Here is a 12,882-nt window from a genome sequence, read left to right as displayed (position 1 = left end):
ATCCCGCGTTTCTAGACGTGCGATGCCCTCCAGATCTCTTCCGCATATTCACGGATCGTGCGATCCGAGGAAAACCAGCCCATGCGCGCCGTGTTGCGAATGGCCATGGAATTCCAGGCCGACCGATCGCCCCAATAGGCATCCACCTTCCGTTGCGCGGCGCTATAAGCGTCGAAGTCACGCGCCACCATGAACCAGTCGTGCTCGTAAAGCCCGTCCATCAGCTGCCTGTAGCGGCTTCTGTCGTCGGGAGAAAACACCCCTGCGCCGATGGCTTCCACCACTTCGCGCAGCGGGTGGCTGGCCTCGATCACCTCGCGGGACGAGCGGTTCTGCCGCCGCACATCCTCGACCTCTCCAGCGGTGAGACCGAAGATCACGATGTTTTCCGGCCCCAGCCTCTCGCGCATTTCCACATTCGCCCCATCCAGCGTCCCGATGGTCAGGGCGCCATTGAGCGCGAACTTCATGTTGCCGGTGCCCGAAGCTTCCATGCCGGCCGTCGAAATCTGCTCCGACAGGTCGGCGGCAGGAATGATGGTTTCGGCCAGCGACACATTGTAATTGGGCAGGAACGCGATCTTGAGCAGCCCACGTACCGCCGGGTCGTTGTTGACCACCTTGGCCACGTCGTTGATGAGCTTGATCACCAGCTTGGCGTTCCAATAGCTCGAAGCGGCCTTGCCGGCGAACACCTTGACCCTCGGCACCCAGCGCTTTTCGGGGTGCGCACGGATCATGTTGTACTGGGCAACGGCCTCCATGATGTTGAGCAACTGGCGCTTGTATTCGTGGATGCGCTTGATCTGCACGTCGAACAAGGCATCGGGCGAGACCGCGATCCCCAGACGCTCCCTGATCACCGCGGCCAACCGCTCCTTGTTCTGGCGCTTCACGGCTGCGAACCGATCCTGGAAAGACTTGTCCTCCGCATGGGCGTCCAGCTTTATGACCTGCTCGATATCGTCGCGGAATTCGCTGCCTATGCGCTCCGAGATCAGTTGCGTCAGCCCCGGATTGCACTGCATCAGCCAGCGGCGCGGCGTCACGCCATTGGTCTTGTTGTTGATGCGTTGCGGATAGAGCTTGTGAAGATCGGCAAACACCGTGTGCTTCATCAATTCAGTATGCAGCGCCGAAACGCCATTGACCGAATGCGAACCGACAAAGGCCAATTGCCCCATGCGCAGCCGCCGTCCGCCATTCTCGTCGATCAGCGAAATGGCGGCGATCTGCTCGTCCTCCATACCCTTTTCCCGCGCCTCTTCGAGCACCATGGCATTGATCGCGTAGGCAATCTGCATCTGGCGCGGCAACAGCCTTTCCAGCAGGGCGACCGGCCAGGTTTCCAGCGCCTCGGGCAAAAGCGTGTGGTTGGTGTAGGCAAAAGTGGCCTTGGTCAGTTTCCAGGCTTGGTCCCAGCCCAGCCCGTGCACATCCATCAGGATGCGCATCAGTTCGGCGACGGAAATGGCCGGATGGGTATCGTTGAGTTGCACGGCCACCTTGTCGGGAAGAGAACCGAGTTCGCCATATTGCTGCAAATGGCGACGCACGATGTCCTGTAGCGATGCCGAGGAGAAGAAAAACTCCTGGCGCAGCCGCAGCTCCTGTCCCGCCGGATTGGAATCAGCGGGATAGAGAACGCGGGTTATGGTGGCCGCCCGGGCACTTTCCTCGAGCGCACCCACGTGATCGCCGGAATTGAAACGGTCGAGCAGGATGGGATCGACCGGCTGCGCGCTCCACAGCCGCAGGGTGTTCACCCGCGCTCCGCGCCACCCCACCACCGGCGTATCATAGGCCACGGCATTGATATGCTCGGCCGGGTGCCAGATTTGCCGAACGCTGCCATCGGGCTGTTGGACCGGCTCGACATAACCCCCGAAGCCGATCTCATAGGCACTCTCGCGCCGCTCGAACTCCCAGGGGTTGCCATGAGCCAGCCAGGTCTCCGGCAACTCCACCTGCCACCCGTCGCTCATTTCCTGCCGGAACATGCCGTTGACGTAGCGAATGCCGTAGCCATAGGCCGGCACCTTGATGGTCGACATCGATTCCAGGAAGCAGGCGGCCAGCCGCCCGAGCCCACCATTGCCCAGCGCCGCATCCGGCTCGCGCTCGATGAGGTCGTCCAATTCGACATTGAACGATGCCAGCGCCTCGCGGACGCTTTCCATCATGCCGAGATTGGAAATGGCATCCCGCATCAGCCGGCCGATGAGGAATTCGAGGCTTAGGTAGTAAACCCGCTTCTTGGAGGTCCGCCAGGTGTCGCGGGTCGACTCCATCCACTGGTCGATGATCCGGTCGCGGACGGTGAGAATGGTCGCGGTCAGCCAGTCGGTGTTGCGGGCAACGATCGGGTCCTTGCCCACCGCATATGTCAGCTTTTCCAGAATTTCGTTGCGAAGCGTCTCAGCGTCGCTGGCCCGGGGTTCGGGCGTGGGAGCATCGTAAACGATAGGCTGTGGCGGCATTTCGCGACCTGCTGTTCATGACAATGTTCTCCCCTCAGAGACCGGAAGTGTGGCACGACTTCAAAGCCGTGACCAGCCACTTCCATTCCGCAACTGGCCGAGCATCCGACAGCCTGACGAGAAATCAAACATTGGGCGGAACCAAGTCCGGCGCAGTTCGTTTTCACTACAGCCGATGGAGGCGCCCCTACCTTCATCGCGCCAAGCCCTGACCCTAAAGAGGATTGCTGCCCGGCAATCCTCTTTTTTTCGCGAAACGCGCTTCGCCTTCCGAAAGGAAGGCACCTCAGGTGATGTGGGTTCCGTCGATGTTGAGAAGATACTCGACATGGGACGAACTGACATTGAGCGTTCCCGAGCCTTCGACAGCGAGCGGAACGACGCTTTCCAGAAATTTTCGCGTCAGGGATTCGATTTCCTCCGCCGCCTCTCCCCCGACACGCTCGGACCAGCGGATGATCAGCGTCCGCTCCCCATCGGCGCGCGACTGCAGGTTGAAATCCACGTCGATCGTACCCGCGTCGGATTCGAGTTGGCCGTTGCGGATGGCATTGGCGGCCAGTTCATGGATGGCAAGACCCACATAGAGCGCCGCCGTGGGCGAGATCACCAGATCGTCACCCCGCACGGTCACGGGAAGGCTGCTGTCGCGGTGGAACAGGGCAATCTGCCGCGCAATCAGATCGCTGAGCAATGCGCCCTGCCAATCCCGGTCGGTGACCAGATCCTGCGCCCTGGCGATTGCCTGCAGCCGGCCGGAAAAGGCGCCGACGAACCCCGGCAGGGACCGGGCGCTGCGGGCCGTCTGGGAGGCAAGCGACAGCACGATGGCCAATAAGTTGCGCGAACGATGGCTCACTTCGCGCAGAAGATTCTTGAGTTGAACCTCCTTGCGCTTTTGCAAGGTCACATCGATGAGCGTGGAATAGACCCCCATGGCGACGCCGCTGGCATCGAGGTCGGGATCGATCCAGATATCGAACCACCGCACCTCGCCCTGGAGATTGACCGGCAGCTCGAACCGCATCGGCTCGCGCGTCTCCATGACACGCTGCTTGGAGCCCCGCATGCGCTCCGCAGCCAGCCGGGGCAGGAAATCATCGTCCACCGCGCCGAGAACATCGTCGGCCGAAAGCTGCGGCGGCAGGTTCTCGGCCCATTCGTAAACCAGATCGCTGTTCTGATAGGTGAGTGAGACCGGCGTGCGGCTGAGGGCGCGCATGGCGAATGCAAAGCGGCGGGAGCCACTCAGATTGCCCCCGCTCGACTCTTCACGCTCCCGACCTCTCATAGGTGACGCATTTTCGTTCGTGTTGTTCACGAGCCTCACTTGATAGGTTCTTCAGATCGCGATGCTGCCCTCCGGCCGAGAACACACCGCCCATTTCTGACAACGTCTTGGATGGACCAATATCATTGCGAACAGAAAAACAAAGAACGGAATCAGGCGGCCTCTTCCATCTGTTCGGAGAAGAACAGCACCTGGCTGACCAGGGCCTTGACCATGTCGGGCTGGAACGGCTTGGTGACCAGAAAGGCCGGTTCAGGGCGCTCCCCGGTGAGCAGGCGCTCCGGAAAGGCGGTGATGAAGATCACCGGCACGCTGGCCGTCCGCAACATGTCGTTCACCGCATCGATGCCCGAACTGCCATCGGCGAGCTGGATATCGGCCAGCACCAGTCCGGGCCGGCGCTTGTTGAAGAGGTCGATGGCTTCCTTGTGCGTACGGGCCACGCCGGTGACCGTGTGCCCCAGCGACTCCACCATCTGCTCGATATCCATCGCGATCAGCGGCTCGTCCTCGATGATCAGCACGGTCGTTGCGACCTGCTTGGCCATTTCGAGCGATGCCGTTTCGATGAGTTCGGCAAACCCCGCGTCGTCCACGCCGAGAATCTGCGCGCCTTCGCCATGGGTGAACCGTTCTACCGCGACCAGGAGAAAAGCCTGGCGCGGCAGGGGGGCGATCGCCTTGAGGCTTCGGCGCGCCTGCTCTTCCCAGGCATCGGCGGCCGGGGGGAGGTCGGAAAGATTGATGTCCACGGACTGCCAAAGCTGGGAGAAGACCTTGTACAGCGCCACCTTGGGATCGAGGTCGGTGGGGAAGATCGAACGATCCGCCACAAGGGCCTCTAATGTCGCCGAGACATAGGCGTCTCCGCTGGACTGGCTTCCGGTAAGGGACCGGGCAAATCGCCTCAAATAGGGAATATGCGGCGCAATCAACTCAGCAAGATTCATTTTTAAAATAGCTCCCTCGCATACCGCGCTCGCCGGGCAAACCGGCGCACGATGTGGCGTTAACGAAGCCCCCTCATGAAAGTTCCCGCGGGGGAGGAACTTTTTTTGACCTGTTACGTTGTTTCGCCCAGTGGAAAGACGCAATGGGGCACAAAGTGACGCAACTTAGCAGCAATAGAATGGCACAACAGGACGACGAGGTGGAAAACAGCACACCCAAGCCGGCGCTGAGCACGGATTCCCAGGCCTTTATCGGCCTGAAACTGCGCGAGCTCTACGACGACGTCGTCGCTGAGCCGGTTCCCGATCGTCTTCTTGAGTTGCTGGGCAAGCTCGGTGAGGATGACAGGAAGAATGGCGCGAAATAATGGGGGAAGACATGTCTGGTTACGATTTTCGCGCTGAATTGCTTGCGGTCATCCCGAACCTGCGCGCCTTTGCGATGTCGCTGGTCGGCGCCGCCGACAAGGCCGACGACCTGGTTCAGGAGACGCTGGTTCGCGCCTGGGACAAACGATCGTCCTTTACCCCCGGCACCAATCTCAAGGGCTGGCTCTTCACCATCCTGCGCAACGAGTTCTACAGCCAGATGCGCAAGCGCAAGCGGGAGGTCTCCGACCCCGAAGGCGCCATGGCCGAGCGGCTGTCGAGCCATCCCGAACAGGTCGGCAAGCTCGATATGGAAGATTTCAAGAAAGCCGTGAACCAGCTTCCGGAGGACCAGCGGGAAGCCCTGATCCTGGTTGGTGCGTCCGGCTTTTCTTACGAGGAAGCCGCCGAGATCTGCGATTGTGCCGTCGGCACGATCAAAAGCCGCGTCAGCCGCGCACGGACGCAACTGGCCAATATCCTCCGACTTGAAGGAGACGGGGAATACGGCCCCGACGCCGTGGCGGTGGGCGTGATGAACCTTACCTCCCCTGCCGCCTGAGCAAGGAAATCCATCGGCGTCGGCTAGTGCCGAAGCCGATGTCTAGACCCAGAAGTACTGCAACACCTGACCAAAGGAGCCCCTTCATGGCCCGCGCTGCGACCCCCACCAATACCGACCCCAAGGCCTCTGCCCAGGATCTGGAAGCAGAAATTGCTGCCCTGCGCGAGGACATCGCCTCCATCACCGCCACCTTGGGCGACATGGTGAAGCAGGGGGCCAATGAAGCCAAGACCGAAGCTCGCAAGCTCGGCCGCAAGGCACAACAGCAGGGGGAAGAAGCGCTGGAGCATATGCAGGACAGTTTCGAGAGCGCGGAGACCGAACTCAAGGACATGATCCGGCAAAAGCCGATCGCTTCCGTGCTGATCGCAGCAGGCATCGGCTACGTCCTGTCCAAAATCTTTTAGGATCGGTCGGCATGTCGCTGATCGCCCCTTTCTCGGCGCTCACCAACCGCGTGAACGCCTCGATACGTTCGGCAGGCCAATCGGCGCTGGTCTATCTGGTCGTCGCCGTCATGGGCCTTATCGGGGCGGGATTTCTCATCGCCGCGCTCTATATCTGGTTGGCCTCGGTCACCGATGGGCTCGCTGCCGCCATCCTGCTCGGCATCGGCTTCATCGCCGTGGCGGGCATCGTCCTGGCCATCGTGGTCTCCCAGGCCAACCGGCGCAAGCGTGAGCGCCGGCGGACGGCAGCCGACAGCGCTGTCCTCGCATCCACCCTGTCGCTGGCCACTACGGGCCTGCGACTTGCTTCCCGCGCTCGCGGCCCCTTCTTCTGGCCAGCCGTCGCCGTCATCGCTGCCGGCTGGTATCTTTCACGGGGCGGGAATGACGAGGACGAGGATTAGCCGTCACAGGCGATGCGAAAATAGCCTCTCAAAGGGCCGGCCCTCAGGGTCGGCCCTTTTTCTTTGCGCCTGCCGTACGGCAGTCACGAGACCAGTTGAATGAAATCGACCACGATCGCGGATATGACCCCGGCGCCGGTCGATGCGATGCCGGCGATGAACCACCAGGATGCGCGGTCGTAGATGCGCCGCTTGACGGAGTCGTGACGCAGAAGCAGCGCAAGGGAAATGCCCTGGCAGACGATTCCCACCGACAACAGGAGAAGCGTCGGGCGATCGGAAAACGCCCAAGGGATCGGATTATGCGCCCATTGGGTGACGAAGGAGAGAGAGAAGGACAAGACCACCGCGACGACGGTGAGCGTTCCGTTGCGGAACAGCATCTCGACCAATGGTTCGCTCTCATTGTCCTGCATGTGCGATTCTCCGAACGCCCTCCGTAAAGGGAACCATAGCCGGCATGGGCCGACAAGGGGCGTTGGCGAGAGCCATGAAGAAAGGGCCGCGCAAAGCGCGGCCCTTGGAGAGATCGATTTGGCCTTGTTTACTCGTTTACTCGACGATAAGCGAGTTGTCGGCCGGGGCGGTAAGATAGGCGTTCTCGTCATATTCGGGAGCAGCTTCGAGCTGTTCCGCCGTCAGCGAGGTCCGAAGCACCAGATCGCCATTCTCGTTGCGAACGAAGGTCAGGTTCTCGAAATCCACCGCCACGGGCTTGGTGCCGATGCCGAGGAAGCCGCCGAAATCGATAATCACGGCCTGAACGGCACCATCTTCCGAAAGGATGATATCGCCGATCGAGCCGATATCTTCATCGCCCGCACCGTAGACCGTGGTGCCTTCGAGCTCGTCGGCAGAAATATCGGTCGTGGCGACGCTTTCCAAGGTGTCCCAAGCGGGAACGGCAACCACGCCATCCGCAGCCGGCGCCGCGTCAACCGCAGCCGGATCGTCGGCCGGGGCATCCATATCGGGGGAAGCGGCAGCATCGTCGGCCGGAGCTTCCACATCGACGGCGGCATCAGCCGGCGTGTCAACCTCCGCAGCACCAGCATCATCGGCCGGCGCCATGGGATCGGCGGGAGCAACATCCTCCGCGGGAGCGTCCATATCATCGGCCGGGGCCACATCATCAGTCGGGGCCATATCTGCCGCAGCGGGATCGTCAGCCGGAGCATCGGGAGCCATCATGTCGTCAGCAGGAGCCTCGACATCGGGGGCCGGAGCGGGAGCCGGGGCCGGAACCGGTGCCATCGGGTCGCCCGCAGGCGCCATGGCGTCCATTTCGGCGGCAGCGCGCGCTTCGCTGGCAAGCCATTCCTCGCGATTGAATTCCGCAGCGTTTTCAAGCTGCTCGCGGGTCATATTCGCAACGAGCCGATTGTTGCCGTCCATGTCCTGGGCCAGTTCGAGCTCATCCCAATTGATGGCGACACTCTTCTGGCCGATGCCCAGGAAACCGCCGACACCCACGACAACGGCCCCGATTTCACCGTTCTGGTCGAGCACGAAATCGTTGACGTCGCCAATGGCTTCGGCATCGTCACCGGTGGAATTATAAATCGTTTCTCCAATGATTTCGGTCGCGAGCCAGCCATCGGCGTTAATGCCAGCGTCTTCGGCTCTCACGAGGGGCTCCTGGGGCACCTCGGCCGGAGCCTCCATGGCGGGATCGACAGGCGCCATGGCAGGGTCGCCCGGCGCCATTTCCTGAGCATAAGCACCGCCGGCCACGATGAGCGACAGAGCGGTAGTGGCAAGAAGCTTGCGATACATAAGGTTTCTCCTGAAATCGCTTGTTTCAAGTTGTCAGGCAGGTGCCCCGAAGCCAAAATTCCCTCCGGTCGGCGATCCGGCCATCATGGCAATCAACGTCGCGTGAAGGGCTTGGTTCCCCAATTCGGAGGGATTTCTGAGCCGTTGCGGCAGCGGGGAACCGCTTCGGCAGTAGACCCGTTTTCTAGAATCCGGCGGCTCCGCCGCGAAAAGAAAATGGCGAAAATGCCTTCTTTGACACAGGTTTACGTCACAGTGACCGCACATTGCGCATAGAGGATGCGGCCCGGTCGAAACTGTCATGGACCCGACAATGGCCTTTACGCGCCGCCCTATCGCATGTTCATCCCCGGCGCCGATCCGGGGCTATAATCGCCGTGGATTTCTGATCGGATGGATCGCCATCGTCCTCGTGGTCGGGACGAGCTTTTATTTCGCGGCAGGTCGGCTGGACTATCGGCAAAGCCATCTGCGCCTCGCCCATTCCACTGCGGTGCATGCCAGCGAATTGGCAGCCGAAATGGCTTCAGGCGACCTGCCCGGCAGCCCAGGCTGAAGCCCAGGCCCACTGGAAATTGTAGCCGCCGAGCCAACCCGTGACGTCGACCGCCTCGCCGATGAAATAGAGGCCCGGGCATGCCTTGACCTGCATGTCGCTGGAATCGAGGGCCGCCGTATCGATGCCGCCCAGGGTCACCTCGGCGGTTCGATATCCTTCCGAGCCGACCGGTTTGACACGCCATCGCACAATATGGTCGATAAGACGCTGCTGATCCCCCTTGTTGAGATCGGCCAGCCGGCCCGAGACCTTCGCCATCTGCCCGATGGTTTCCGCCAGCCGGCGCGGCAGCAATCCGCTCAACGCGGCGACGACGCTCTGGCCGCCATGGCGTACCCGCATTTCGGCGAGCCATGCCGGAACATCGGTATCGGGCGCCATGTTGATCGACAGTGCCTCGCCTTCCCGCCAGTAGGATGAAATCTGCAATACGGCCGGCCCGCTCAACCCGCGATGGGTGAACAGCAGCGCCTCGCGGAATTTCACCTTCCCGCAGGCGATCTCACTGTCGACGCCGATGCCGGCCAGCGGACGGATGGTCTCCAGCATCCCGGTTTCGAAGGTCAGCGGGACCAGGGCGGGGCGTGTTTCGGTCACCGGCACATCGAATTGCGCCGCCAAGGCATAGGCGAGCCCAGTCGCCCCCATCTTCGGAATGGATTTGCCGCCCGTGGCGACCACGAGGGACCGGGCCTCGATCCGCTCGCCACCGATCCGCACTGCAAATCCTGTTTCGATGCGGTCCACCGCGTCGACGGATACCCCAAGGCGCAGTTCGGCACCCGCTGCCTTCATCTCCGCGAGCAGCATGTCGATGATCTGTTGCGCCGAACCATCGCAGAACAACTGGCCAAGAGTTTTCTCATGATAGGCAATCCCGTAGCGCTCGACCAACGCGATGAAGCGGGAGGGCGGATAGCGGCGCAGGGCGGAAATGGCGAATTTGGGATTGCCCGAAAGAAATGCGCCGGGGGCGGTGTTGAGATTGGTGAAGTTGCACCGGCCGCCCCCAGATATCCGGATCTTCTTTCCCGGCGCGTCGGCATGGTCGAGGACCAGCACCGAGCGTCCGCGCTGCCCCGCGATGGCAGCGCACATCATCCCGGCCGCCCCTGCCCCCAGCACCAGTACATCGACGACCTTCATCGGCCTCATCCCCAACAGCAAAGCCCGCCCGGTTGTCCGGACGGGCCTTTAAGCACAATCGACCGCCGCAGTCAGGCGACAATCAGCGTCGAACCGGTCGCCACACGATCATAGAGATCGATGATGTCCTGATTGATCAGCCGCACACAGCCCGAGGAAACATTCTTGCCGATGGTCCACGGCTCGGGCGTGCCATGGATACGATACAGCGTGTCGCGTCCGTTCTGGAAAATATAGAGCGCCCGCGCGCCGAGCGGATTGTCGATCCCTCCCGGCTGGCCATTGCGCCATTGCTCCAGCTCGGGTTCGCGCGTGATCATCGCGGCCGGCGGCGTCCAGGTCGGCCATTCGCGCTTGAACTGGATGTTGCCACGGCCCGACCAGCCGAAGCCTTCGCGCCCCAGCCCGACGCCATAGCGGATCGCCTGCCGGTTCTCGCGCACCAGATAGAGGTAGTGGGCCCTTGTATCGATATAGATCGTGCCGGGCCGCTCCCCGGTGGGGTCGGGGACGACGCTGCGGTAGAAGGCCGGATCGACATAGCGCAGGTCGACGGCCGGCACGAAGTGCTTCTCATTGGGCCGGGCGCCATACATGCTGACGTAGAAGGGGTCGAAAACGGGCTGTGCCGGTTGCTGGGGCGCGGTGGCCGTGGAGGAGCATCCAGCAAGAGCGAGAGCCGAGAGGCTGACCGCGCCAGCAAGGAAATGTCGGCGGTCGAGGAGGCGGAGTTGCGATGTCATGGGGTCCGTCTTTGTATCCGTAAGAAACGCACCGGTGAGGCGCAAGGGACTAATTATGGCAAGGACGACAAGGTTCCGCCGGCCTGTGGCAGTCGGGCGATCATGTTGCCCAATTGCACCACGCCGATCTCTCGCGGGCCCGCCCCCGTGCCCCCAAGCCAACCCTTTTGCAGCCCACGTAAAGCTCACAATGCCCCGGCTCCTGGCCGGCATCGCCAGAGTGCCATGCAAAGGTTTACAACCGCGAAAGGATAGTGGCCTCTCGGAAATGTGAGCGCGCTCAGCCGCCTTCGAGCTCTTCGCGCAGCATCTCCAGTTCCAGCCAGCGATCCTCCATCCCGGCCAGCTTCGTCTCGCCGTCGACATAGGCCTGAGTGGTCTTTTCGAAGCGCTGAGGATCGCGCGCATAGAGCTGAGGATCATCGAGCACGGTCTGCAATTCCGCCAGCCTGCCGCGCAACGCGTCCATTTCCCTGGGGAGCGTTTCGAGGGCGTGCTTGTCCTTGAACGAGAGCTTGCCGCGTTTTTGCACCGGCGCCGGATCGGCCTGCGTCTTGCTCCGGGGCTGGGCGGGCTGGCGCTCGCTCTTGCGCGCCGAAACTCCCGCCCCGCGCTGAGCGACCATGTCGGAATAGCCGCCGGCATATTCCGTCCACACCCCATCGTCTTCCGACTGGATGATCGAGGTGGCGACATTGTCGAGGAAATCGCGGTCGTGGCTCACCACGATGACCGTGCCGGCATAGTCGGCGATCATTTCCTGCAACAGGTCGAGGGTCTCGAGATCGAGGTCGTTGGTCGGCTCGTCCAGCACCAGAACGTTGGAGGGCAAGGCCAGCGCCCGGGCCAGGGTGACGCGGTTACGCTCTCCTCCCGACAGCTTGCCCACCGCCGTGCGCGCCTGTTCGGGGGTGAAAAGAAACTCCTTCATATAACCGATGACGTGCTTGGGCTGACCATTGATGGTGAGCGTGTCGCTGCCGCCGCCGGTCAGCACGTCCTTGAGTGTCGCGTCGGGATCGAGCGAAGCTCGGCGTTGGTCGAGAACGGCCAGTTCCAGCCGTGTGCCGAGCGTGACCTTGCCGCTGTCCGGCTCGAGATCGCCCGTCAGCATCCGGATCAGCGTCGTCTTGCCGGCCCCGTTGGGCCCGACGATACCGACCCGCGCCCCGCGCATGATGCGGGTCGAGAAATCCCCGACCACCACGCGATCGCCGAAGGATTTGGAAATGGCATCCGCCTCGACGATCAGCGCCCCGGACGTCCGGCCCTCGGCCACGCTGAGCTTGACATTGCCCTGCGGCCCACGGTGATCGCGCACCTGCTGGCGCAATCCGGCCAGCAGGTCCATGCGCCGAACATTGCGCTTGCGGCGTGCCGTGACGCCATAGCGAACCCAATGTTCTTCCGCGACGATCTTGCGTGCTAGCTTGTGCTGTTCCTTTTCCTCCTGCTCGAGGAAATCGTCGCGCCAGGCCTCGAAGCCGGAAAAGCCCTGATCGATGCGTCGCGTCGCGCCGCGATCGATCCACACCGTCGCCCGCGTCAAATCCGCGAGGAACCGCCTGTCATGGCTGATGAGCACAAGGGCCGAGCGGAGCGATTTGAGTTCGCCCTCCAGCCATTCGATGGCCGGGAGATCGAGGTGGTTGGTGGGCTCGTCGAGCAGCAGGATATCGGGCTCGGGCGCCAGGACGCGGGCCAGCGCCGCGCGCCTTGCCTCGCCTCCCGACAGCGACCTGGGATCTTCGCCGCCGTTCAGCCCGAGCATTTCCAGCAGGTATCGCGCCCGATAGGGGTCGTCGGCGCCTTCGAGACCGGCCTCCACATAGTCGAGCGTCGAGGCGAAACCGGAGAGATCAGGCTCCTGCGGCAGATAGCGGATGGTGACGCCGGGTTGCACGAAGCGCTCGCCGGCATCCGGCTCGATGGCGCCGGCCGCGATCTTGAGCAATGTGGATTTGCCCGAACCGTTGCGCCCCACAAGCGCGATCTTGTCCCCCGGAGAAACGGACAATTCGGCCCCCTCCAGCAGGGGATTGGTTCCGATCTTGAGGCCGATCGATTGCAGGGCGAGGATGGGGGCTGCCATGGGAGTCCTTGAAATGGGCGCTGCGGCGCATGCGGGCGACACATGGCCAAAATCCGTG

At 62.3% G+C, this 12,882-nt stretch carries 13 protein-coding genes; 5 read left to right on the top strand and 8 right to left on the bottom strand.

The features are described 5' to 3' along the window. Positions 1-11 precede the first annotated feature (11 nt). The 3 genes from DVH29_RS01865 to DVH29_RS01855 all read right to left on the bottom strand — a co-directional run bounded on the left by DVH29_RS01865 (position 12) and on the right by DVH29_RS01855 (position 4,721). Positions 12-2,480, bottom strand: coding sequence for a glycogen/starch/alpha-glucan phosphorylase (locus DVH29_RS01865; protein WP_114644465.1), 2,469 nt, complete (start codon positions 2,478-2,480; stop codon positions 12-14). A 286-nt stretch (positions 2,481-2,766) separates the two neighbouring features. Beyond that, complete coding sequence (locus DVH29_RS01860) at positions 2,767-3,702, bottom strand: sensor histidine kinase (protein WP_158541526.1); 936 nt, start codon at positions 3,700-3,702, stop codon at positions 2,767-2,769. 221 nt (positions 3,703-3,923) lie between these two features. Further along, positions 3,924-4,721: a response regulator gene (locus DVH29_RS01855; protein ID WP_114644463.1), complete on the bottom strand. Its 798-nt coding sequence runs from the start codon at positions 4,719-4,721 to the stop codon at positions 3,924-3,926. Positions 4,722-4,900: 179 nt separating this feature from the next. On the opposite strand from DVH29_RS01855, the gene DVH29_RS01850 reads away from it, so the two are divergent. The 4 genes from DVH29_RS01850 to DVH29_RS01835 all read left to right on the top strand — a co-directional run bounded on the left by DVH29_RS01850 (position 4,901) and on the right by DVH29_RS01835 (position 6,508). Beyond that, entirely contained in the window at positions 4,901-5,089 is a 189-nt protein-coding gene (locus DVH29_RS01850; protein WP_147275980.1) for a NepR family anti-sigma factor, read from the top strand. 11 nt (positions 5,090-5,100) lie between these two features. Beyond that, a complete protein-coding gene (locus tag DVH29_RS01845) occupies positions 5,101-5,652 on the top strand; it encodes a sigma-70 family RNA polymerase sigma factor (RefSeq protein WP_114644656.1) in 552 nt (183 codons plus the stop codon). 86 nt (positions 5,653-5,738) lie between these two features. Next, positions 5,739-6,062, top strand: coding sequence for an ElaB/YgaM/YqjD family protein (locus DVH29_RS01840; protein WP_158541525.1), 324 nt, complete (start codon positions 5,739-5,741; stop codon positions 6,060-6,062). 11 nt (positions 6,063-6,073) lie between these two features. Beyond that, positions 6,074-6,508, top strand: a complete 435-nt coding sequence (locus tag DVH29_RS01835; protein WP_114644460.1) for a hypothetical protein — start codon at positions 6,074-6,076, stop codon at positions 6,506-6,508. 83 nt (positions 6,509-6,591) lie between these two features. Here the strand turns inward: DVH29_RS01835 and DVH29_RS01830 are convergent, their stop codons facing one another. Next, the gene (locus DVH29_RS01830; RefSeq protein WP_114644459.1) at positions 6,592-6,924 is read right to left on the bottom strand and encodes a hypothetical protein; all 333 of its coding nucleotides are present in this window, start codon (positions 6,922-6,924) and stop codon (positions 6,592-6,594) included. A gap of 136 nt (positions 6,925-7,060) precedes the next feature. Then, positions 7,061-8,284 carry a PRC-barrel domain-containing protein gene (locus tag DVH29_RS01825; RefSeq protein WP_114644458.1) on the bottom strand — a complete coding sequence of 408 codons (1,224 nt, stop codon included), beginning with the start codon at positions 8,282-8,284 and terminating at the stop codon, positions 7,061-7,063. 313 nt (positions 8,285-8,597) lie between these two features. Between DVH29_RS01825 and DVH29_RS01820 the strand changes: the two genes are divergently transcribed. Then, positions 8,598-8,840, top strand: a complete 243-nt coding sequence (locus tag DVH29_RS01820) for a hypothetical protein (protein WP_147275978.1) — start codon at positions 8,598-8,600, stop codon at positions 8,838-8,840. Here the strand turns inward: DVH29_RS01820 and DVH29_RS01815 are convergent. From DVH29_RS01815 to DVH29_RS01805, 3 genes are all read right to left on the bottom strand, one after another. Beyond that, positions 8,811-9,989, bottom strand: coding sequence for a BaiN/RdsA family NAD(P)/FAD-dependent oxidoreductase (locus DVH29_RS01815; protein WP_114644456.1), 1,179 nt, complete (start codon positions 9,987-9,989; stop codon positions 8,811-8,813). The genes DVH29_RS01820 and DVH29_RS01815 overlap by 30 nt on opposite strands. Before the next feature lie 71 nt (positions 9,990-10,060). Continuing rightward, positions 10,061-10,732: a L,D-transpeptidase gene (locus DVH29_RS01810; protein WP_114644455.1), complete on the bottom strand. Its 672-nt coding sequence runs from the start codon at positions 10,730-10,732 to the stop codon at positions 10,061-10,063. Positions 10,733-11,012: 280 nt separating this feature from the next. After that, positions 11,013-12,824 (bottom strand): ABC-F family ATP-binding cassette domain-containing protein, encoded by a 1,812-nt coding sequence (locus tag DVH29_RS01805; protein ID WP_114644454.1) that lies wholly within the window; start codon positions 12,822-12,824, stop codon positions 11,013-11,015. Positions 12,825-12,882 lie beyond the last annotated feature (58 nt).

The organism is Pelagibacterium lacus (genome assembly GCF_003345525.1).
GTDB lineage: Bacteria > Pseudomonadota > Alphaproteobacteria > Rhizobiales > Devosiaceae > Pelagibacterium > Pelagibacterium lacus.
The sequence above is the reverse complement of the archived record's forward strand: the minus strand, read 5'-3'. Positions and strand labels throughout refer to the sequence as shown.

Coding starts and splice junctions, on each gene's coding strand:
- DVH29_RS01865 (WP_114644465.1), bottom strand. CDS start 2,480: ATGCCGCCACAGCCTATCGTTTACGATGCTCCCACGCCCGAACCCCGG.
- DVH29_RS01860 (WP_158541526.1), bottom strand. CDS start 3,702: ATGCGCGCCCTCAGCCGCACGCCGGTCTCACTCACCTATCAGAACAGC.
- DVH29_RS01855 (WP_114644463.1), bottom strand. CDS start 4,721: ATGAATCTTGCTGAGTTGATTGCGCCGCATATTCCCTATTTGAGGCGA.
- DVH29_RS01850 (WP_147275980.1), top strand. CDS start 4,901: ATGGCACAACAGGACGACGAGGTGGAAAACAGCACACCCAAGCCGGCG.
- DVH29_RS01845 (WP_114644656.1), top strand. CDS start 5,101: ATGTCTGGTTACGATTTTCGCGCTGAATTGCTTGCGGTCATCCCGAAC.
- DVH29_RS01840 (WP_158541525.1), top strand. CDS start 5,739: ATGGCCCGCGCTGCGACCCCCACCAATACCGACCCCAAGGCCTCTGCC.
- DVH29_RS01835 (WP_114644460.1), top strand. CDS start 6,074: ATGTCGCTGATCGCCCCTTTCTCGGCGCTCACCAACCGCGTGAACGCC.
- DVH29_RS01830 (WP_114644459.1), bottom strand. CDS start 6,924: ATGCAGGACAATGAGAGCGAACCATTGGTCGAGATGCTGTTCCGCAAC.
- DVH29_RS01825 (WP_114644458.1), bottom strand. CDS start 8,284: ATGTATCGCAAGCTTCTTGCCACTACCGCTCTGTCGCTCATCGTGGCC.
- DVH29_RS01820 (WP_147275978.1), top strand. CDS start 8,598: ATGGCCTTTACGCGCCGCCCTATCGCATGTTCATCCCCGGCGCCGATC.
- DVH29_RS01815 (WP_114644456.1), bottom strand. CDS start 9,989: ATGAAGGTCGTCGATGTACTGGTGCTGGGGGCAGGGGCGGCCGGGATG.
- DVH29_RS01810 (WP_114644455.1), bottom strand. CDS start 10,732: ATGACATCGCAACTCCGCCTCCTCGACCGCCGACATTTCCTTGCTGGC.
- DVH29_RS01805 (WP_114644454.1), bottom strand. CDS start 12,824: ATGGCAGCCCCCATCCTCGCCCTGCAATCGATCGGCCTCAAGATCGGA.